The organism is Micromonospora sp. WMMC415 (genome assembly GCF_009707425.1).
Classification (GTDB): Bacteria; Actinomycetota; Actinomycetes; order Mycobacteriales; family Micromonosporaceae; genus Micromonospora.
On the sequence record NZ_CP046104.1, the window covers coordinates 5510509 to 5530890 of the forward strand.

A 20382-nucleotide genomic window follows, 5' to 3' on the forward strand; every position below is an offset into this window, starting at 1 on the left:
GCGAACGAAAGGTTGGCGCGGTGAGCGGCGACGAGATCCTGGTCGGCTACGACGGCTCGCCGGACGCCGCGCTGGCCCTGGAGTGGGCCCTGGACGAGGCCGGACGGAGCGGGCGGCCGGTGCGGCTCGCGTACGTCTTCGAATGGCTCACCGTCGCCGGGTGGATCGGCCCCGGCGTGGCACCGGGCGTCTGGCCCGACGAGGCGGCCCGGCGGCAGGTGGAGGAGTTGGTCCAGCGGGCTGCGGCCGACACCGCCCGCCCGGGGCTCACGGTCACCGGCGAGGTGTACGACGGCCCGCCCGCCCTGGTGCTCCAGGAGCGGTCGGCGCGGGCCGGTCTGCTGGTGCTCGGCACCCGGGGGCACGGCGGGTTCGGCGGTCTTCTCGCCGGCTCCACGGCGGTGTCGGTCACCGCGCACGCGCACTGCCCGGTCGTCGTGGTGCGCGGCAACACCGGCGGGCGCACCCGGCACGTCACCGTCGGCGTGGACGGGTCGGAGCACTCGCTGCTGGCGTTGGGCTTCGCGTTCGAGCAGGCCGCCGCCCGGAACGTGGCGCTGCGCGTGCTCCGCGCCTGGCACGTGCCACCGGGTCAGCGCCCGCCGTCGGATCCGGAGAACCAGGCGGCGGTCCGGGCCGACCGCGCCGAGCTGGACGAGCCGCTGGGCCGCTGCGAGCGGGCGTTCCCGGACGTCGACGTGACGGTGCGCATGGCGGAGGGCAGCGCCGCCGCCCTGCTGGTGGCGGCGAGCCGGGACGCGCAGCTCGTCGTGGTCGGCACCCGGGGCCGGGGTGGTCTGGCGGGGATGCTCCTCGGCTCGGTCAGCCAGCAGCTCCTGCACCACGCGCACTGCCCGGTCGCGGTCGTCCGGGAACGCTGACCACCCGACCGGCCGACGGCCGGTCGGTGCCCGTCCGGCCCGCGGCCGACGGCGATGGGGCGGGCCGAAGGGCCCGGCCGGTGGGGACCTGCGCACCCTGCGCCGGTCCGCGGGGTGTCGCAGGATGGAGCCGCAACCCCGCCCGGGACGCCGTCGGGGTGGGGGACGATGTGCTCGAGACGGAAAGGTCGTGAGGATGAGCCAGGACACGCCGGCGACGGACGGCCCGCTGACCACCGCGCTCGCGGAGGCCGCCGCGACCGCCGGTCACGCCCCCTCGGTGCACAACACGCAGCCGTGGCGTTGGCGGGTGCTGCCGGACGCGCTGGAGCTGCACACCGTCCGGGACCGCCAGCTCGCGGCCACCGACCCGGAGGGCCGGCTGTCGACGCTGAGCTGCGGCGCGGCGCTGCACCACGCGCGGGTCGCGCTGACCGCCGAGGGCTGGCGGGCCGCCGTGGAGCGGATGCCCGACCCCGCCGAACCGGACCTGCTGGCCCGCCTGACCGGGCTGACCCGGGTCGGGGCCGACCCGGAAGCGATGCGCCTCGTGCAGTGCATGCAGGTCCGCCACACCGACCGGCGGCCGGTCAGCGAGGAGCCCGTGCCGAGCGCCGCGGTCGGCGACATCACCAAGGCCGTCGTGGCCGAGGGCGTCCAGCTCCACCTGCTCGACCGCGACCAGGTCCTGGAACTGGCGGCCGCGGCCTCGCACGCCGCCACCGTCGAGGCGGAGGACCCGCAGCTGCACGAGGAGCTCGCGTACTGGACGAGCCGCGCCGGCGGCGCCGGCCTGCCGCCCGAGGTGCTGCCGGAGGCGGCCCCGGAGACGACGGTGCCGGCCCGCGACTTCGGCCGCCCCGGCACCCTGCCGGTCGGCCCCGGCCACGACCGCGCGGCCGGGTACGGGCTGCTCTACGGCGACGAGGACGAGCCGATCGACTGGCTGCGCGCCGGCGAGGCGCTCTCGGCCGGTTGGCTGACCGCGACCCGGCTCGGTGTCTCGGTCGTGCCGCTGAGCGGTGTGGTGGAGGTGCCCGGCACCCGTCAGACGCTGCGCGGACTGCTGGCCGGTATGGGTCACCCGTACCTGGTGCTGCGCCTGGGGATCGCGGACCCGGCGCACGCCGGCCCGCCGCACACCCCGCGGCTCGCCGTCGAGCAGGTGGTCGACACCTCCGCCGTCCGGAGCGCCTGACGGGGTATCCCGGCACGACCGGCCGGCGATAGCATCGGGCGGTGGCCAGCGCACCGACGCCCCGGAGCGAACCCCCCGCGACCCCCTCGCTCGGGCTGACCCCGCTGTCGCGGGTACGCCTCGACGAGCTGCTCCAGGAGATGCTGGACCGGGTCGGCGAGGTGGTCACCAGCCGGGAGCGGCTGCGCGCGCTGCTCGACGCGGTGGTCGGCATCGGCACCGACCTCGACCTGCGCAGCACCCTCCAGCGCATCGTGGAGTCGGCCTGCGGGCTGGCCGGCGCCCGTTACGGCGCGCTCGGCATCGTCGGCCGCGACCGGATGCTGCACGACTTCATCACCCACGGCATCGACGCCGAGCTGCACGCGAAGATCGGGGATCTGCCGCACGGCCGGGGGGTGCTCGGCCTGCTCATCGACGACCCGCGTCCGGTCCGGATGCCCGACATCACCCGGCACCCGAAGTCGTACGGCTTCCCGCCGAACCACCCGCCGATGCACAGCTTCCTCGGCGTGCCGGTGCGCATCCGCGACCACGTCTTCGGCAACCTCTACCTGGCCGAGAAGCAGGGTGCCGCCGAGTTCACCGAGGACGACGAGGAGATCGTGGTGGCGTTGGCCGCCGCGGCCGGCGTCGCGATCGAGAACGCCCGCCTGTACGCGCTGGCCCACCGGCGGGAGCGCTGGCTCGCGGCCACCGCCGAGATCACCTCGCTGCTGCTCGGCGAGGTCCGCCGCACCGACGCGCTGAGCCTGGTGGCGCGGCGCGCCCGGGAGGTCGCCGAGGCGGAGCTGGCGCTGGTGCTGCTGTACGACCCCGACGCCGACCGGTTCACCGTCGAGGTGGTCGACGGTGCCGGCGAGCAGGCCGGCGCGCTGGTCGGCACGGTCGTGCCCGCCGCCGAGACCAGCTTCGCCGCCGCCGTCGCCGAGGGCCGGCACGACCAGGTGGGCGACCTGGCGCACGCAGCGCCGTGGCCGGCGCTGCTGCACACCGGGCCGGCCGTGGTGTCCCCGCTGGCCACCGCCGACACCCTGCACGGCGTACTGGTGGTGGCGCACCACCCGGATCACGGCGGCACCAGCGACGACGACCTGGCCCTGCTCGGCAGCTTCGCCGGGCAGGCGGCGCTGGCCATGGAACGGGCGCGGGGGCAGGAGGAGCGCGAGCTGCTGGTCGTCCTGGAGGACCGCGAGCGCATCGCCCGCGACCTGCACGACGTGGTGATCCAGCGGTTGTTCGCGACCGGCCTCCAGTTGCAGAGCGCGGTACCGATGAGCGCACGCCCGGAGGTCGCCAAGCGGATCAACGCGGCGGTCGACGACCTGGACGCCACCATCAAGGACATCCGCCGCACCATCTTCGAGCTGCGTACGCCGATGAGCGCGGCGCTGCGCACCGAGATCCGGGAGGCGGTCGACGTGGCGGCGGAGTCGCTCGGCTTCCGGCCTGCCCTGGACCTGGCCGGCCCGATCGACAGCGCCGTCCCCGACGACGTCCGCCCCGACCTCACGGCCGTGCTGCGGGAGGCGTTGTCCAACGCGGTACGCCACGCGCAGGCCAACCACGTCACCGTCGCCGTCCGCGTGGACGCCGGCCAGGTCACGGTGACCGTCACCGACGACGGGGTCGGCTGCGACCCGGCCGCCGCGCGGAGCGGCCTCGTCAACCTGCGTGAACGCGCCGAGCGGCACGGCGGCACCTTCGAGGTGCAACCGGTCGCCCCGCACGGCACCCGCCTGCACTGGTGCGTGCCGTTGCACGGCTGACGCCCCGCCGGTCAGCGGTGCCGCCGGGTGGTCAGGGGGTCTTGCCGAGGAGGCGGGTGGCCAGCACGGCGGCCTGGGTCCGCCGCTCCAGGCCCAGCTTGGCCAGCACGCTGGAGACGTAGTTCTTCACCGTCTTCTCGGCGAGGAACATCTTGCCGGCGATCTCCCGGTTGGTGAGGCCCTCGGCCACGTACTCCAGGATCCGCCGCTCCTGCTCGGTCAGCGACTTCAGCTCGCGGGGCTGCTCGACGCCGCTGCGGATACGCTCCAGCACGCGGGTGGTGATCGCCGGGTCGAGCAGCGACTGCCCCGCCGCCACCCGCCGGACCGCGTCGACCAGGTCGGTGCCGCGGATCTGCTTGAGCACGTACCCGGCGGCGCCGGCCATGATCGCCGCGAACAAGGCCTCGTCGTCCTCGTACGAGGTGAGGATCAGGCCCTTGATCGACGAGTCCACGGCCCGGATGTCACGGCACACGTCGATGCCGCTGCCGTCCGGGAGCCGTGCGTCGAGGATCGCCACGTCGGGGCGCAGCGCCGGAATCCGTCGCGCCGCCTCCTGGGCCAGGCCGGACTCGCCGACCACCTCGATGTCACCACTGCTGGTGAGCAGGTCGGCCAGGCCACGACGGACGACCTCGTGGTCGTCGAGCAGGAACACGCGGATCATCTCTCGTTTCTACCCGCCGCAGCCGTCACCCGCACGGGCCGAAGGTCCCGACCGTGACCGGCCCGAACGGCACGCTCCGGGGCGTGGCCTGCGGTGCGGCGGGGCGGTGGGTCCTGGCGGGACGGGACGTCCGGCCCTGCTCGGGCGGCCCCGGCGTGACGCACCGTGGGGAGGAACCCACCGAGGGCGGCACCAGCCGTCACGGAAGGAGCGACACCATGGACGCCGGCTACACCGTCGAGCAGCTACGCGCCGCCGCGACCGACGCCGTGCGGGCGCCCTCCCTGCACAACACCCAGCCGTGGCGGTTCCGCCTGCGCGACGGCGGGATCGAGATCCTGGTCGACCCGTCCCGGCGCCTGCCGGCCACCGACCCGAGCGGGTGGGGTGTCCGCGTCGCCTGCGGGGCGGCGCTGTTCAACCTGCGGCTCGCCCTGACGGTGGCCGGTACGCCGGCGACGGTGCGGCTGCGCCCGTACCCGGCCGAGCCCGACGTGGTCGCCCGGCTGGTGCCGGACGTGCCGCGCCGCCCCACCCCCGCCGAGCAGGCGCTGTACGCGGCCCTCCCCCGCCGGTTCAGCAACCGCGCCCCGTTCTGGCCCGACCCGGTCCCGGCGGACGCGCGGTGGCGCCTCACCGAGGCGGCCCGGGCCGAAGGGTGCTGGCTGGAGCTGCTGGTCGGGGTGAGCGCGGTGAACGCGTTCGCCGAGATCGCCCGCGGCGCGCACCGGGTGCTGGAGCGGGATCCGGCCTACCGGGCCGAGCGGGCGGAGTGGGTCCGTGCCGAGCCCGCCCCCGACGGCGTGCCGAGGTCGGCCGGCGGCCCGCAGGCCGAGCCGCAGGACCTGCTGCCGTCGCGCGGCTTCGGCGGCCGGAACCGCGCCCCCGGGCGCGACTTCGAGCCGGAGCCCCTCGTCGCGGTGCTCGGCTCGACCGGCAACACCGCCGTCGACCAGGTGGTGGCCGGGCAGGCGTTGCAGCGGGTGCTGCTCACCGCCACCGACGCGGGGCTGGCGGCGTCGCTGCTGTCCCAGCCGATCGAGGTGCCGACCGCCCGCGAGCAGCTGCGGCTGTCGCTGGGGCGGTTCGGCACCCCGCAGATGGTGCTGCGCATCGGCTACGGCCAGCCCGGCTGGCCGACTTCCCGCCGGCCGGTCGACGAGGTGCTCGACCTGCCGGTGCCGCGGGCCTGATCCACCACCGGGGCGCGCTACCGGATCCAGCCGAGGCCGCGCAGCACCCGGCCGCCCGGGCGGAGCGCCGCGGCCCGGTCAGTGTGCGGCGGCGAGGACGGCCTCCTCCCGGGCCGGGTCGAGGCCGACCGGGGCGCGCTGCGGGCGGCCGGCCCGGGGCGGCACGGTGCCGACCGACCGCAGCCAGGCCCACGTGTCGGCGACGGTCTCGGCGATCGGGCGGCAGGTCAGCCCGGCCGCGTACGCGCGGCTGACGTCACGCTCCTGCAACCAGCGGTACGGGTGCCCCGGCGGGATCCAGATCGGCAGGTCGTTCCACGGTTCCACGCCGGCGGCCAGGATCGCCTCCGGATCGGTCCAGCGCAGCCGCGCACCGGCCCCGGTCACCGCGACGGCGGCGTCCAGCAGGGCACCCATCGTGGCGTGCCCGGTGCGGCTGATCACGTTGTACGTCCCGCCGGGCACGACCGGGTCGAGCAGGAAGGCGGCGAGGTCGCGGGCGTCGACGTACTGCAGGGGCAGGTCGGCCGGGCCGGGCGCCAGCACGTCCCCGCCCCGGGCGACGCGATCGAGCCACCACGGCAGCCGCCCGATGTCCTCGCCGGGGCCGAGGATCAGGCCGGCACGGGCGATCAGCGCGCTCTGCCCGTACACCGCCCGCACGGCACGTTCCGCACCGGCCTTGTTGGACGGGTAGTCGGCGTCGTCCGCGTCCGGCGCGGCGTCCACGACGGGGGCGTCCTCGGCCGATCCGGGCGCCACCGGCTCGGCGTAGACGGAGCCGCTGGAGACGTAGACGTAGCGCCCGACGCGCCCGGCCAGGGCGCGCGCCGACGCCCCGGCGGCCCGTGGCGCCCCGTCCCAGGTGTCGACCGCCACGTCCCACTCGCCGGCGGCGAGGGCGGCCAGGCCGCCGGGCGCGGTCCGGTCGCCGGTCAACCGTTCCACGCCGGACGGAACGGTCCCGTGCCGGCCGCGGTTGAACACCGTCACCGACCAGCCACCGCGTACCGCCTCGGTGACCGTCGCTCCGCCCACGAATCCCGTACCACCCAGCACCAGCAGTCTCATGCGTTCCACTCTGCCGGCCGGCGGGCCCGGTCCGGCACCGCGTTCACCGTCAGCGGATCTGCCGACGGCAGAACACCACGCCGCGGCCTCCGTCGCCGGGTCGGGACGGACGGTGACGGCGTCGGCAGGAATAATGACGCGAGCCCGTCCCGGGGGAACGGTCGCTCATGGAGCCTCCCCCGGCCCGACTGACCCGAGCGAGGATCTGCCATGACCGAGGGCCACCCCTCCGTCCCGAGCCCGCCCGCCCCGCCCTGGGCCCAGCCACCCGCCCCGCCGCCGCCGAGGAAGTCGGGGCGCGGCCTGTGGGTCGCGTTGGGCGCGATCGCGGTGGCCCTGCTGGTGCTGCTGGTCGGTTCGGTGGTCGCCGTCTCGGTCTACCTGGACCGTTCCTCCTCCACCACGGCGGAGGGCTCGGACGAGATCGACACGCTGCTGGCGGAGCACACCCGGGCGCTCAAGGAGCGGGACCTCGCGGCGTACCTGGCGCCGTTCGACGCGGGCGACAAGGACCTGGTCGCCCGGCAGACCGCGCTGTTCCACAACCTCACCAAGCTGCCGCTGGCCGAGGCACGGTACGAGGAGTTCGGCGCGAGCACGGCCACCGAGGGCACCTTCGACGTCCGGGTGTCGTTCGTGCACCGGTTCGACGGCATGGACCCGACCCCGGTCGAGGAACTGTACAAATGGACGGTCACCCGCACCGACGGGGACGCCCCGCTGAAGGTCACCGCCGTCGGTGGCGCCCTGGTCGACGGCCCGGCCCGGGACATGACCACCTACTACCCGGCACCGTGGGACACCGGCCGCCCCATCCACGTCGAGAGGACCCCGCACACGGTGCTCGTCGTCGACGAGTCACTCAAGGCCGAGGCGCAGCGGTACGCGCCGGTCGCCGAGCGCGCGGCGACCGAGAACGCGGCCGCGTGGAAGGCCGGCGGCGTCCCGGCCATGGTGCCGCAGGGCTTCGTCATCTCCCTGGTCAAGGGCAAGAAGGAACTGGGTTCGCTCTACCGCACGACGAAGGAGACGCCCACCGAGTCCGGCGTGGCGATCCCGGTGCCGCCGGCCGGGGCGATCGACGGCGCGGACGCGTCCGCGCCCGAGGTGGGCACCAGCCGCGTGGTGATCGACGTGACGGACGAGTACCACTTCACCAAGGGCGACCGGGAGCTGGAGATCTTCCGACACGAGCTGGCCCACGCCATCGTCAACGTGCTGCTGAAGCGTGGCCGGGGGGCGACCGCGCTCGACGGGCCGGAGAACTGGGTCGTCGAGGGGTTCGCCGAGTACCTGGCCCATGGCGGGAAGGCGTTCACCACCAGCGACCGCACCGCCGATTCGACGAGGATCCTCCGCTCGTACGGCTACCGCCAGGACCTGCCCGGCAACGCGGCCTGGGAGATGGAGGGACGGTTGAGCTACCACTACTGGCTGGGTCACTCGGCGATGAGCTACATCGCGGAGCGCCACGGCGAGCAGAAGGTCTTCCAGCTCGTCACCGAGCACTACCGGGGCACCCCGATCGGTGACGTGACGCGGAGCGTGCTCGGCATGTCGTACGCGGACTTCGAGGCCGGCTGGGCCGAGCACCTGCGGTCGGCGGTGCGCTGACCGCACCTCACCGGTCGGGCAGGCTGCCGAGCAGTAGCGCGCGGGAGGTACGGCGGGTCAGCTCCTCCGCCACGCTGCCGAGCAGCCGGTCCCGCATGCCATGGCCGTGCCGGCCGACCACCAGCAGATCGACATCATGCGCCTCGGCGGCAGCCAGCAGCGCGTCCACCGGGTGACCGCGAACGATTTCGGTGGTCGGCGGCGGCAACCCGTCGGGAATGGTTCTGGCGCGTTCGTCAAGCATGCGGCGGGCGGCCCGCTGCGCGATCGAGACGTCTTCACCCACCAGGTCCGGGTTCGTCACCGTGACCAGCACCAGCACGCTCGCGGTACGGCTGAGGATCCGGGCGGTCGACCGCAGGGCCAGGTCGGACTCGGGTGATCCGTCGACACCGATCGCCACTCGGAGGCCCGTCCCCTGCCTGGCCGGCGGCCGGTGCGCCACGTCCGTCACCGTCGGGTCGGCGCGCCCCCGTTCCACAGCGATCGGAATGAACAGCGGACCGAGTAGTGCGCCCACGAGGTACCAGGACAGGTGACGATGGCCGGCCCGGATCACGAACCAGGCCGCGGTGAGCAGACCGATGGTCAGCCAGACCACGGCCACGAGGAGCACCCACCACCCGGATGTCACCGTCGGCTCCGGGTGACGGTTCGCGGCGACGGAAACATGCCGGTTGTTACCCGAACTGTCGACCGGTAACCCGGCCGCCGGTGGGTACGTCCGGAGGGCACCGCTCGTCGATCATGACAACCACAGCCTCGCGACGCCGATGGCGAAGACGCGGAGCCGCGCCCTGCCCCGTCATGATCCAGATGGGTCGTCAGTCCCGGTGGGGGACGGCAACTTGCGGGTGAGCGATTCCTGGACCTCGCTCTCTCCGCTGAGGAGGTGTGCCCGCTCCTCGATGATCACGAGGACCGGCGGGGCGGCGGTGGGCAGCGCACGCACCGAGATGAGGTCGTGGCTGCAGTGGATGCGGAGCCAGTGCCCGCGATAGCGCACGTCGAAGTCGAGGTGGGTGAGGGTGTGCGGGAGTTGCGGATGGAGGCGGAGCGCGTCCCCGCGGACTTCCAGCCCGGTGTAGCACCGTTGCAGGATGTCCGCGGTACTCGCCATCGCGCCGAGATGGATTCCCTGACGGGTGGTGCCGGCCTGGGTGTCGGCGAGGTCGGCGGCGAGCGCGTCGCGCAGCAGGTACCAGGACTGGGAGCGGCGGGTGCGGGCGAGCACCCAGGAGTGCACGACGCGGCTCAGGGTCGATCCGTGGGTGGTCCGGATCAGGTAGTGGTGGACCGTGGCCGGGATGGTCGCGGGGTCGAAGTCGTAGCCGAGCCGGTTCAGCAGCGCGGTCACCTCCTCGGCACTGAACAGGTAGAACAGCATCAGGACGTCAGCCTGTTTCGAGGTCTGGTAGCGGCTCGGGTGGTCCCCCTCCGCCTCGAGGATGAGGTCGAGCCGGCCGATGTCGCCGTACCGTTCGCGGTACGGCCGAAGGTCGAGTTCAGCGAGGTCGGCGAAACCCTCGAACTGGCTGAGCAGCCCGTTCGGCAGGAAAGGGACATGCAGTCGGCGGCTGATCCGGTCCCAGCGGGCGAACTCCTGCTCGTCGACCGCGAGACGCCGCCACAGGTCGTCGCTGTGGTACCCGCCGAGGATCCGGAAGGCGTCGATCGTCCGGGCGAGGGCCCACGCGGTCATGACGTTGACGTAGGCGTTGTCGTCGATCCCGGACCCCGGGCGGTCGGGATAGCCGTCGTGGAACTCGTCCGGACCCATCACGCCACGGATGTGGTACCGGTCCGACTGCGGGTCGTGCTCGGCGGTCCCGGCCCAGAACCTCGCGATCTCGACGAGGAGTTCGGCGCCGTACATGGCGAGGAAGTCGATGTCGTCGGTGACCTGGTAGTACTGCCAGACGTTGTAGGCCACGGCGAGGTTGACGTGGTACTGCCGGCGGGAGTTGTCCGGCACCCAGCGCTGCGAGAGCGGATTGTGGAAGAACTCCGGGGTCTCCTCGCGGCCGTCGCTGCCACTCTGCCACGGGAACAGCGCACCGGGCAGACCCAGTGCACGGGCGAGCCGCCGAGCCTCGGCGAGGCGCCGGTACCGGTAGAGCAGCAGGGCCCGGGTCAGCTCGGGGGTACGCAGGTTGAGCAGGGGGAAGACGAACAGTTCGTCCCAGAAGACGTGTCCCCGGTAACCCTCACCGTGCAGACCGCGAGCGGGGACGCCCGCGTCGGCGTCGGCGGTGTAACCGGACAGGGTCTGCGCGACGTGGAACAGGTGCACGTTGAGTGCCAATTGCTCCCGAACCAGGTCGTGCCCGCCGAGACGGAGGTGGAAACGTCGCCAGAGGTGTTCCCACGCCAGCAGGTGCGCATCCCGGACGGCGGGGTGGTGAGGAGCGTCGCTGATCTCGCCGCGGGCGGCGTCCAGCGGTTCGGAGATCGCCCGGTCCCGCGACGTGTAGGTGGCGACGGTCTTGTCGATGGTGACCGGCGTGCCCGGGGCCATGGTGAGGTGGATCTCGTGCCCGACGTAGCCGGGCCCACCGATGTGGTGGTGGGAGGCGGACCCCTCGTGCTGGTGCAGGGTGATCCGAGCGGCCTGGGCGATCCGGATCCACGACTGTGTGGTGCGTACGGTCAGCCAGCAGACGTCCCCCTGCTGTCCCGTGGCGCAGTCGACCAGGTGGTGCCGGGCGAACGCGCCGTACTCGGCGACGTTGTCGTTGGTGACCCGGGCGTCCAGGAGGCTTCGCACGTGCAGCGGTCCCGACCAGTCCACGGGCGTGATCGTCGTACGGAGGCTGGCCAGGTGCGGACGGTCCATCGAGACGATCCGTTCCTGCACGATCCGGGTACGGCGACCGTGCGGGTCACGGACCAGAAACTCCCGCCGCTCCAGGCCGTGTCGCAGGTTGAGCGCGACATGGCGGTGCGCGACGTGGAACGAGACCCGGGAGAACCAGGGCCCACCCGGGTGGCGGAACGTCAACGGCAACCAGTTGGGCAGGTTGACGATGCTCTCGTCGACCCGGCGGCGGCCGTCGACGTCGGAGACCAACCGGTTGTAGAGGCCGGCGACGTAGGTGGCCGGGTAGTGCACGCCGTCGGCGGTGGCGTAGGTCGCCGCGCCCCGCGTCATCTGGTAGCCGTTGCCCAGCGCCAGCAACGCCTCCCGCGTGGTCTCCCGCGCCGGGTCGAAGCCCTCGTAGGCCAGCAGCCACTCGTCGCGGGGCAGGTGGCACAGCCCGCACTGATCACCGTTCATCGGTTCCCGACCGATCCGCTGACGAGTCCTGGTGCTCCCCCACGTCGTGCCGGCGGGCACCGAGGACCGCCGGGCTGCGGCCGGCCGCGAGCGCACCGGCCGGGCCGGCGCCGCCGAGTCCGGTCGGGGGCGGTGCCGTCGGTGGGGTCAGACCACGGAACACGACCACAGCGGCGACGGCCAGGTAGCTCAACGATCCGGGAAACCACATCAACGCCGCGCCCAGTTGCTGGTCCTCCAACGGCGTCAGCCCCCAGGCGCCGGCGCGGTGGCCGCCGTACCACGACCTCGCACTGAACGTCAGCAGGCCGGCGAGCACCGAGGTTGGCAGCATCGCGGCCAGCACCGACAGCAGCGCGGCCGGAAGACTGATCCGGGAACGGCGGCGGAGGATCACCGACCACAGCACCACGCCGCTGCCGAGGAACAGCACGTGCTCGGCGACGTGGGCCGCGTCCCACCGCAGGGCCAGGTCGTACGGGCCCGGAAGGTGCCACAGCCACCACGTGCCGGCGTGTACTCCGGCCGCCGCGACACCGACCGCCGCACCTGATCGCAGCGCGCGGGGCGTCCAGCGCCGGGGATGGACGACCCGGCGGACCGACCGCGGCAGCGCCCTGCCGATCACCAGGCCGGCCCGGCCCAGGACCAGCAGCGGCGGCGCGGCCAGCGCGAGCAGCTGATGCTGCACCATGTGCACCCAGAACAGGTCCTCGGCCACCACGTCGACGGGCCCGACCAGGGCTACCGCCATCACCAGGAGCCCGGCGTGGAAGCACCGGACCCGCCAGCGCGGCAGCACGGCCGGCCCGGACCGGTAGGCCGCCAGTTCGCGCCGCCCCTGGAGATACAGCAGCATGGTGGCCACCAGGGCGAGCGCCGTCGCGGGATCACCCTGCCACCAGGAGGCGGTGGCGGTGGCCTGAGTCATCCGGCGCCGTCCAGCAGCCGGCGGACCCCCGGCGCGGCGGGATGGTCGGCGGCCACGTCCAGGAACCGACGCAGGGTCTCGCCGGCCTCGGGCTGGCCCGCCTCGCGTTGCAGCATGCCGAGCAGCAGCAGCGCCTCGGCGTGCTGCCCGTCGCGCGTGAGGACCTCCTGCAGCAGCGGGCGGGCTCGTTCCGCCTGACCGGAACGGGCGTAGGCGAAGGCGAGGCGGAACAGCGCGGCCGTGTCCTCCGGGTCGAGCCGGACCGTCCGTTCGTACGCCTCGGCGGCCTCCGCCAGCCTTCCACGGTGCTCCAACGCCCGGCCCAGGGAGAACCAGGTGCTCCCGTCGTCGGGGGTGGACCGGGCGGCCGCGGTCAGCACCTCGAGTTCCCCGTCGCCGGCCGGCGCCGCGCGAGGACCGGCCGGCTGGTCACCGGTGCCCTGCCCGGCCGCGGCGAGCCCGACGGCGAGGGCGACGGCGACGGCCGCGGCCAGCACCAGCGCACTCAGGCCGGACCGGCCCGGGGGGACCACCTCCGCCTCCGCGGTGCGGCCGGTTGGCCGCACCGCCGAACCGGCTCCCCGCCGTCGGGCCCAACGGACCACGGCCAGTCCGGCGAGCGCGGACGGCACGAACGCCACCGGCAGCCACCACAACAGCAGCCCCAGCCCTCGGGCCGGTGGTTCGAGGAGGATGCCCGGCCCGTACCGGTCGACGAACCACCGCTGGATCTCGTCCGGCTCCCGCCCGGCCCGTACCTGCTCGCGGATCGTCTCGCGGATCCCCCGGGCCATCGGCGCCTGCGAGTCGGCCGCCGACTCCCCGACGCACTCGGGGCACCGGACGGTGGCGGCGATCGCCCGCACGCGCGCGTCCTCGCCGGAGGGGGCCGAGGCGGCCCGGGACGCCCGGTACAGTCCGGCGGCGAACAGCAGCAACGCGGCGACCGCCAGCAGTCCCAGGCCGAACCGCCTCAGCCCAGGAGGGGTCCGACGGAGGCTTCCAGCCATGCCCACGTCACCTCTCCCTGATGCCGGGCGGCGAGCCGGCCGCCGCGGTCGACGACGACGGTTTCGGGGATGCCCCGTACGGCCCAGGCGACCGCCTGCCGGCCGTCGGGGTCGGACACCACGGGCAACGCCTCGGCAGCCGCCTCGCGCAGGAACCGACGCGCGCTCTCCGGCCGGTCGGCGGTGTTGAGGCCGACCACGCGCAGCCCCGCCGGGTACCACCGCGACCGGGCGGCCAGCAGCACCGGGAATTCCCGGCGGCAGGGCTCGCACCAGGACGCCCAGACGGTGACGACCACGATGTGGCCGCGCAGCGTGGCGAGGTCGAAGAAGGTCCCGTCCGGCCCGTTGCCGGCCAGGGGGGCGGCCAGTCCGCCGGGGGACGCGGCCGGCACACCGGGAGCCACCCGCAGACCGTGGGCGAGCGGGACGGTGACGGCCAGCCCGGCGCCGGCGGCCGCCGCGACGAGTACGGCTCGACGGGTGATCGGGGAACGGCGTCCAGTCACCGGCCCACCTCCTCGGCCGTGCGCGGTGCCCGTGCAGGGGCGCGTCGTCGGGACGCCAACGCGGCTCGCTGGGGCCAGGCGGCCAGGGCGATGCCGATCAGCAGCAGCCCGGCCGCACCCCACAGCACCCCCATGAAGCTGTTCACGGAGACCCGGAGCAGCGCGGTCTTCGTCTCGGCATCGGCGGACAGGAGGGTGACGTACAGGTCCCGCGTCAGCCCCGGGTCGATGGCCGGGGTGGCGACGACCATGCCGTGGTCGGGAAAGAGCGCCAGTGTGGGCGACATGCGGCGTTCGTCGCCGTTCCCCGGGCGGACCACCAGCCGCGCGGTGGCCCGCTCCTGCCCGTCCGTCACCGTCGAGTCGAGCCCGATCAGCCGGATCGTCACCCCGCGCGACGTGACCGTGCCGTCGAGGGCGACCGCCCGCTGCTCGGCGGGCGGGTCGGCGCCGGACACCACGACCGCCAACGCCGCGATCGCGAGGGCCAGGTGTGCGAGCTGCGCGCCGAGGGCGCGCCGGTGGCGGCGCAAGGCCCGCCGGGCGCCCGCCGGGCCACCGCCGGCCAGCCGGGCGGCCATCGCGCTGACCAGGGTCGAGGCGACGAACGCGGCCAGCCCGCACACCACCACCACGCTCGGCCGCTGGCTCCCGCTCAGTCCGACGAGGCCGGCGACCACGCCGGCGGTGATCGCGGGTGTCGCGGCACGACGGGCCAACCGCGCCGGCGGGTCCCCGCGCCAGGCCAGCAACGGGCCGATCGCCATCAGGGCCAGCACGGCCAGCGCCAGCGGGGCCAGTGCCTGGTTGTAGTACCCGGGACCGACGGTGAGCCGGGTACCGGAGAGCATCTCCTGCACGGTGGGGAACAGCGTGCCGACCAGGACGGTGGCCGCGACCGCGGCGAGGAGCAGGTTGTTGCCGACCAGGGCGCTCCGCAGGGACAGCAGGCGCACGCGCCCGGCGCCCGCATCACGGGTCCGGTTCGGCTCCGACCTGGCCAACCGGTCGCCCCGCAGGGCGAGCAGCGCCAGCCAGGCGACCGTCGTGGCGGCGAGGAAGACCAGCAACGGGGGTCCGATGCCGGACTGCGTGAAGGTGTGCACGCTGCCGACCACGCCGGACCGGGTGAGGAACGTACCGAGGATCACCAGGGTGAACGTCAGGGCGGCCAGGCAGACCACCCACCCGGTGCGGCCCCCGCCGCGCCGTTCGGCCAGCAGTGCGTGCAGCAGGGCCGTGGCGGTCAGCCAGGGCAGCAGCGAGGCGTTCTCCACCGGGTCCCACGCCCAGTAGCCGCCCCAGCCGAGGACGGCGTACGACCACCAGGCACCGACCGCGATGCCGGCGGTGAGGGCCGCCCAGCCGAGCAGCGTCCACCCGCGCACGGCGCGCGCCCACCCCGCGCCGGCCCGGCCGGTCACCAGGGCCGCGATCGCGTACGCGAACGGCACCGCCAGACCGACGTAGCCGGCGTAGAGCAGCGGCGGGTGCACGCCCATCGCGGGGTGGCTGCGCAGCAGCGGGTTCGGCCCGGGCCCGTCCGCTGGTGCCGCCGGCACCGCTTCGAAGGGGTTGCCGGCCAGCAGCGCGAGGCCGAAGAAGAACGCGGCCGTCGCGGTGAGTACCGCCATGGCGGGCGGGTGCAGACGCGGTTCGGCCGCCGGCGGACGGCGCAACGCCAGCACCACCACGGCGCCCAGGGCCAGCAGCCAGAGCAGCAGGGAGCCCTCCAACGCGCTCCACAGGCTCGTGACCGTGTAGTACGGCGGCACGTCCCGGCCGCCGTGTTCGGCGACGTACCGCACGCTGAAGTCCCTGCTCAGCAGGGCCCACTCCAGGAGCAGGAAGGCAGCCAGGGCCGCGCCGGCGAGCGCGTACGTGGCGGAGCGTGGCGGCTTCCGTCGCCCGTCGCGGGAGCGGGCCACCCAACCGGCGGTGGCCACCAGCGCGGCGACCGTCCCGAGGCCGAGACAGGCGGTGCCGAGCAGCGACACGGTCATGCCGGGTCGGTGGCGGGCCGGTACTCGTTGTCGTGGCTGGCGATGACCCGCTGGGCGTGCAGGACGCGGTCGGCGTCCAGGAGCCCCTCGACGACCGCGTCGCGTCCCTCGCCGAACATGTCGGGCAGCGCGCCCTCGTGGACGACCTCGACGTCGGCGGAGCCGTCGGTCAGCCGCAGTCGCGTCGCCGTCCCGGCGCGGTGGACGGACCCGGGCACCACGGTGCCCCCGATCCGCAGATCCTGGTTGACCGCGACCTGGCCGGCGACGACCTCGGACGGCGTCCGGTAGTACACCAGACTCTCGTCGAGGCCCTTGCCGGCGAGCACGGCCAGACCGGCGGCCACGGCGCCGGCCACCAGCAGGGCCGGCACGCTGACCCGGTTCATGTCCGCTCCCGGCCGCGACCCGACCACCAGACGAGACCGGCCCACACCGCGGCCGTCAGGCCGTACCCCAGGCCGATGGCCAGCCCGGCGGTCATGCCGGCACCTGCGTACGCTGGTCGGCGCTCGGAGCGTCGGGCCCGCTCGTGGCCGCCGGCGTCGCGGCGACCGGCGCCGGCCGGGGAGCCGGTGGCGTCGTGCCGGCGGCGGTCGTGGTGAGGCGGGAGACGCGGCGGGTGACGACCCAGGCACCGGCGAGGGTGAAGGCGAGCGTCGCACCGGCCAGGGCGAACGCCATCGACGCGGCGATCGGGGGCGTCGGATCGGGCCCGAGCAGCGTCGGTGGTTGGTGCAGGGTGCGCCACCAGATCACGGAGAAGTGCACCAGCGGCAGCATGACGAAGGCGAGTACGCCGAGCACGGCGGCGCGACGGGCGCGGCGATCCCGGTCGACGCCCAGCTCGCGGACGGCGAAATAGCCGATGTAGACGAGCAGGAGCGCCGCCGCTGACACGAGCCGGGCGTCCCAGGTCCACCAGACGCCCCAGGTGACCCGGCCCCAGATGCTGCCCAGCGCAACAGCCAGCGCCATCATGCCGACGCCGAGTTCGGCGCAGGAGGCGGCCCAGTGGTCCCACCGCCGCCGCCCGGTCCACAGGTACGCCACGCTCGTCACCAGCAGGCCGGTGAAGGCAAGGTACGCCGTCCAGGCCGCCGGGACGTGGACGTACATCAACCTCTGCGACTCGCCCTGCACCGCGTCCGCCGGGGCGACGGCCACCAGCACGGCGGCGGTCACCGCCGCGCCGACCGCGCCAAGGCCGAGAGCGCGGTGCAGGTCAACCATGGCTTCCCTCTCCCCCAGTGGACGCATCCGGTCCAGGATGGCTTAACAGAAGCCACAAAGGAGGCATTTCGTCAAACCTCACCCGTGGGCACCACGGGGTGTCGCCGCCGCCGACACCCCGCACCAGCACGCCGGGCTCAGCCGCAGTTCCAGAAGACCAGCGGGTTGACCGCGAGCAGGACCAGACCCAACAGGAAGATCGCCGCGAGGCCCAGGCCCACGGCCCCGGCGAACCGGGCCAGCTCCGCGCCGGCGACGCCGCGCCGGCCGCCTCGCCGGAGCCGCACCGCCACCCACCCCGCGACCAGGGGCACCACGGCCAGCACGGCGTTGAGAGCGAGGATCGTGACGGGAACGGCCGCGCTCACCCCCCGCCCGCCGTTGCGCAGGTAGCAGCTGACATCCGCCACGGCGTAGCTCGCCGCCAGCGCGACCAGCCAGGCCACAGCCGGTCCGAGCAGGACGAAGGCGATGGCCCACGCGTCGCGCCGGTCCTGCCGCACGGCACCTCCTAACCGACCAGTGCGATGGACAGGGATCCGGCAGCCAGCGCCCACCATGCCGCGGTGAGCGACCAGTAGCCGGCCGCCACCTGCAGGAGCAACCGGAGGCGCCCGGGAGGCCCACCCGCCACCGCCCGCAGGTACGCGAGCCCGGTCGCCACCAGCGCGACGACCACCAGCGCCGCCTGGAACACCAGCACGAGGAGCACCATCGAGTCGTAGGCGTGCCGGGAGGGCTCGGGTGGCGCGGCGGCGTACACCGCGACAGTCAACGCCCCGGCCACCACACCGACCACCGTCACGCCCGCGAGCCCGGCCAGCGTCGCCCGGCGGTGTATCCGGGCGCGCGTGCTCAGCCAGAGAGCACCACCGGCGGCCAGGACGAGGGCCGCGAGCAGGCCGACCGGCAGCACCGCGGCCGGCCGCTGGGTCGGCGCCGGCGGCCAGGTGGCGGCGTTGACCTGGAGGAAGTGGTACGAGGCCAGGATGGTGCCACCGGCGGTGGCCAGCACGGCGATCGTGGCCATCGCCCCCCACCAGCCGATCGCCTGAACGCCGTGCACGTCCACGGCCAGGCCGCCGACGCGTACCCCCGCCCGTTCCGGCCACCGTTCGGCCTCGTTGCGGCGCAACCAGCCGGCGACGCCGATGGCGACGACCACCAGGGCTGCCACCGCGAGCGGGTACGCCTGGGCGATCAGGGCGGCGGCGGTCGCCGCCAGCCCCAGCGCCGGGACGAGGGGCCAGCGGGTGGGGCTCGGCAGGTGTACGACGGCCTCCGGCTCGGCCAGCAGAACGCTGGTCGTCGGGCTGGCCCGGAACTCCGCCGGCGCCCGGTCGAAGGCGCGGATCCGGTCGTCCCGGTCGGGTCGGTCGCGCTCCGGCTGCCAGAGCGGGTAGCGGCTGCCGACCACCGGGATCCGGGGGAAGTTCTCCGACGGCGGCGGCGACGGGACGGACCACTCCAGGCCGTCGCCCGCCCAGGTGTCGCTGCCCGCGGGGTCGCCGCGACGCCAGGCGACGGCGAGGTCGACGACGAACACCAGCACGCCGGCCGCCAGCAGGAACGCGCCCACGGTGGACAGCAGGTTGAGACCTCCGATGCCCAGGTCCGGCTCGTAGGTGTAGACCCGCCTGACCATGCCCCACATGCCGGACAGGTGCATCGGGAAGAACGTCAGATGGAAGCCGACGAACACCAGCGCGAACACGACCACGCCCGGCCGGTGGTGCAGTTGCCGGCCGGTCATCTTCGGCAGCCAGTGGTACAGGGCCGCGAAGAGCGGAAACAGCACACCACCGATGAGTACGTAGTGGAAGTGGGCCACGACGAAGTAGGTGTCGTGCACCTGCTGGTCGAACGGCACCGACGCGACCATCACACCGGTGATGCCGCCGGCGACGAAGGTCACGATGAACCCGACGACGAACATCATCGCCACCGTGAACCGCGGCCGGCCCAGCCAGATCGTCGCCACCCAGGCCAGGACCTGGATTCCGCTGGCGATCGCGATCGTCATGCTCGCGGCGGTGAAGAAGCTCATGGTCAGCGGTGGCAGCCCGGTGGTGAACATGTGGTGGACCCACAGGCCGAGACTGATGACCGCCGTCAGCACGAAGGCGAGCACCACGAACGGGTAGCCGACCAGCCGCTGGCGGGCGTGCACCTGCACCACCTGTGACACCAGTCCGGCCGCGGGCAGGAACATGATGTAGACCTCCGGATGACCGAAGATCCAGAACAGGTGCTGCCACAGCAGCGGGCTGCCGTCCTTCTCGGCCACGAAGATCGTGGCACCGAGCAGCCGGTCCATCTCCAGCATCCCCGTCGCGACCAGCAGCGGCGTGAACGCGAGGACGATCAGCGCGGACGCCGTCAGCATCGCCCAGGCGAACACCGGCATCCGGGCCAGCGACATGCCGGGTGCCCGCATCCGCAGCGTCAGCACCAGGATCTCCACCGCGGCGCCGATGCCGGACACCTCGACGAGCGCCAGCCCCCACAACCAGAAGTCCATCGCCGGACCCGGCGAGTAGGGGTCGCTGCTCAGCGGCACGTAGGCGAACCATCCCGCATCCGGTACGGCCGCGGCGGCGAAGCTGCTGTACAGCAGCACGCCGCCGAACAGGTAGCACCAGTAGTTGAACGCGTTGAACCGGGGAAACGGCTGGTCGCGGGCACCGAGCTGGACCGGTAGCAGGTAGTTGGCCAGGCCCTCGATGAACGGCACCACGAACAGGAACATCATCGTGGTGCCGTGCATGGTGAACAGGTCGTTGTAGGTCTCGGCGTCGAGGAAGTCGTTCTCGGGCCGGGCGAGCTGGACGCGCATCAGCAGCGCCTCGACGCCACCGACGAGGAAGAACACCCCCGCCGTGACCATGAACCGGCTGCCCACCGGTTTGTGGCTGACCACCGCCAGGCCGCCCCAGATGCCGCGTGGGTTACGCCACCTGTCGACGAAGTCGGGCCGGCCGCCGGTGGCGGCGCCCGGGACGCCGTGGGTGAGGGACACGTCG

17 protein-coding genes are annotated in these 20382 nt (G+C 74.0%); 5 read left to right on the forward strand and 12 right to left on the reverse strand.

From position 1 onward, the window contains the following. The first annotated feature begins 20 nt into the window (after positions 1 to 20). From GKC29_RS25750 to GKC29_RS25760, 3 genes are all read left to right on the forward strand, one after another. Complete coding sequence (locus GKC29_RS25750; protein ID WP_155333275.1) at positions 21 to 881, forward strand: universal stress protein; 861 nt, start codon at positions 21 to 23, stop codon at positions 879 to 881. 124 nt (positions 882 to 1005) lie between these two features. After that, positions 1006 to 2079: a nitroreductase gene (locus GKC29_RS25755; RefSeq protein WP_196255734.1), complete on the forward strand. Its 1074-nt coding sequence runs from the start codon at positions 1006 to 1008 to the stop codon at positions 2077 to 2079. A 95-nt stretch (positions 2080 to 2174) separates the two neighbouring features. After that, entirely contained in the window at positions 2175 to 3848 is a 1674-nt protein-coding gene (locus GKC29_RS25760) for a GAF domain-containing protein (RefSeq protein WP_155334343.1), read from the forward strand. 31 nt (positions 3849 to 3879) lie between these two features. Here the strand turns inward: GKC29_RS25760 and GKC29_RS25765 are convergent, their stop codons facing one another. Next, entirely contained in the window at positions 3880 to 4518 is a 639-nt protein-coding gene (locus tag GKC29_RS25765; protein ID WP_155333276.1) for a response regulator transcription factor, read from the reverse strand. Positions 4519 to 4736: 218 nt separating this feature from the next. On the opposite strand from GKC29_RS25765, the gene GKC29_RS25770 reads away from it, so the two are divergent. Next, the gene (locus GKC29_RS25770) at positions 4737 to 5711 is read left to right on the forward strand and encodes a nitroreductase (RefSeq protein WP_155333277.1); all 975 of its coding nucleotides are present in this window, start codon (positions 4737 to 4739) and stop codon (positions 5709 to 5711) included. A gap of 78 nt (positions 5712 to 5789) precedes the next feature. On the opposite strand, the gene GKC29_RS25775 is transcribed toward GKC29_RS25770, so the two are convergent. Then, positions 5790 to 6782, reverse strand: coding sequence for an NAD-dependent epimerase/dehydratase family protein (locus GKC29_RS25775; protein WP_155333278.1), 993 nt, complete (start codon positions 6780 to 6782; stop codon positions 5790 to 5792). A 210-nt stretch (positions 6783 to 6992) separates the two neighbouring features. On the opposite strand from GKC29_RS25775, the gene GKC29_RS25780 reads away from it, so the two are divergent. Continuing rightward, the gene (locus tag GKC29_RS25780) at positions 6993 to 8396 is read left to right on the forward strand and encodes a hypothetical protein (protein WP_155333279.1); all 1404 of its coding nucleotides are present in this window, start codon (positions 6993 to 6995) and stop codon (positions 8394 to 8396) included. A gap of 7 nt (positions 8397 to 8403) precedes the next feature. Here the strand turns inward: GKC29_RS25780 and GKC29_RS25785 are convergent, their stop codons facing one another. From GKC29_RS25785 to GKC29_RS25830, 10 genes are all read right to left on the reverse strand, one after another. Beyond that, the gene (locus GKC29_RS25785) at positions 8404 to 9030 is read right to left on the reverse strand and encodes a universal stress protein (protein WP_155333280.1); all 627 of its coding nucleotides are present in this window, start codon (positions 9028 to 9030) and stop codon (positions 8404 to 8406) included. 171 nt (positions 9031 to 9201) lie between these two features. Then, positions 9202 to 11673, reverse strand: a complete 2472-nt coding sequence (locus tag GKC29_RS25790) for a glycoside hydrolase family 65 protein (RefSeq protein WP_230688818.1) — start codon at positions 11671 to 11673, stop codon at positions 9202 to 9204. Beyond that, positions 11663 to 12604 (reverse strand): cytochrome c oxidase assembly protein, encoded by a 942-nt coding sequence (locus tag GKC29_RS25795; RefSeq protein ID WP_155333281.1) that lies wholly within the window; start codon positions 12602 to 12604, stop codon positions 11663 to 11665. Before GKC29_RS25795 ends, GKC29_RS25790 begins: the two co-directional genes overlap by 11 nt. Beyond that, complete coding sequence (locus GKC29_RS25800; protein WP_155333282.1) at positions 12601 to 13614, reverse strand: cytochrome c-type biogenesis protein CcmH; 1014 nt, start codon at positions 13612 to 13614, stop codon at positions 12601 to 12603. The genes GKC29_RS25795 and GKC29_RS25800 overlap by 4 nt, the downstream gene beginning before the upstream one ends. Further along, the gene (locus GKC29_RS25805) at positions 13578 to 14123 is read right to left on the reverse strand and encodes a TlpA disulfide reductase family protein (protein ID WP_196255735.1); all 546 of its coding nucleotides are present in this window, start codon (positions 14121 to 14123) and stop codon (positions 13578 to 13580) included. Before GKC29_RS25805 ends, GKC29_RS25800 begins: the two co-directional genes overlap by 37 nt. Further along, positions 14120 to 16126, reverse strand: coding sequence for a heme lyase CcmF/NrfE family subunit (locus GKC29_RS25810; protein ID WP_155333284.1), 2007 nt, complete (start codon positions 16124 to 16126; stop codon positions 14120 to 14122). The genes GKC29_RS25805 and GKC29_RS25810 overlap by 4 nt, the downstream gene beginning before the upstream one ends. Continuing rightward, entirely contained in the window at positions 16123 to 16515 is a 393-nt protein-coding gene (locus GKC29_RS25815) for a cytochrome c maturation protein CcmE (RefSeq protein ID WP_155333285.1), read from the reverse strand. Before GKC29_RS25815 ends, GKC29_RS25810 begins: the two co-directional genes overlap by 4 nt. A 91-nt stretch (positions 16516 to 16606) precedes the next feature. Continuing rightward, positions 16607 to 17359: a cytochrome c biogenesis protein CcsA gene (gene ccsA / locus GKC29_RS25820; protein ID WP_155333286.1), complete on the reverse strand. Its 753-nt coding sequence runs from the start codon at positions 17357 to 17359 to the stop codon at positions 16607 to 16609. A 137-nt stretch (positions 17360 to 17496) separates the two neighbouring features. Further along, entirely contained in the window at positions 17497 to 17862 is a 366-nt protein-coding gene (locus tag GKC29_RS25825; RefSeq protein WP_155333287.1) for a hypothetical protein, read from the reverse strand. Positions 17863 to 17870: 8 nt separating this feature from the next. Continuing rightward, a complete protein-coding gene (locus GKC29_RS25830; protein ID WP_230688819.1) occupies positions 17871 to 20378 on the reverse strand; it encodes a cbb3-type cytochrome c oxidase subunit I in 2508 nt (835 codons plus the stop codon). Positions 20379 to 20382: the final 4 nt, after the last annotated feature.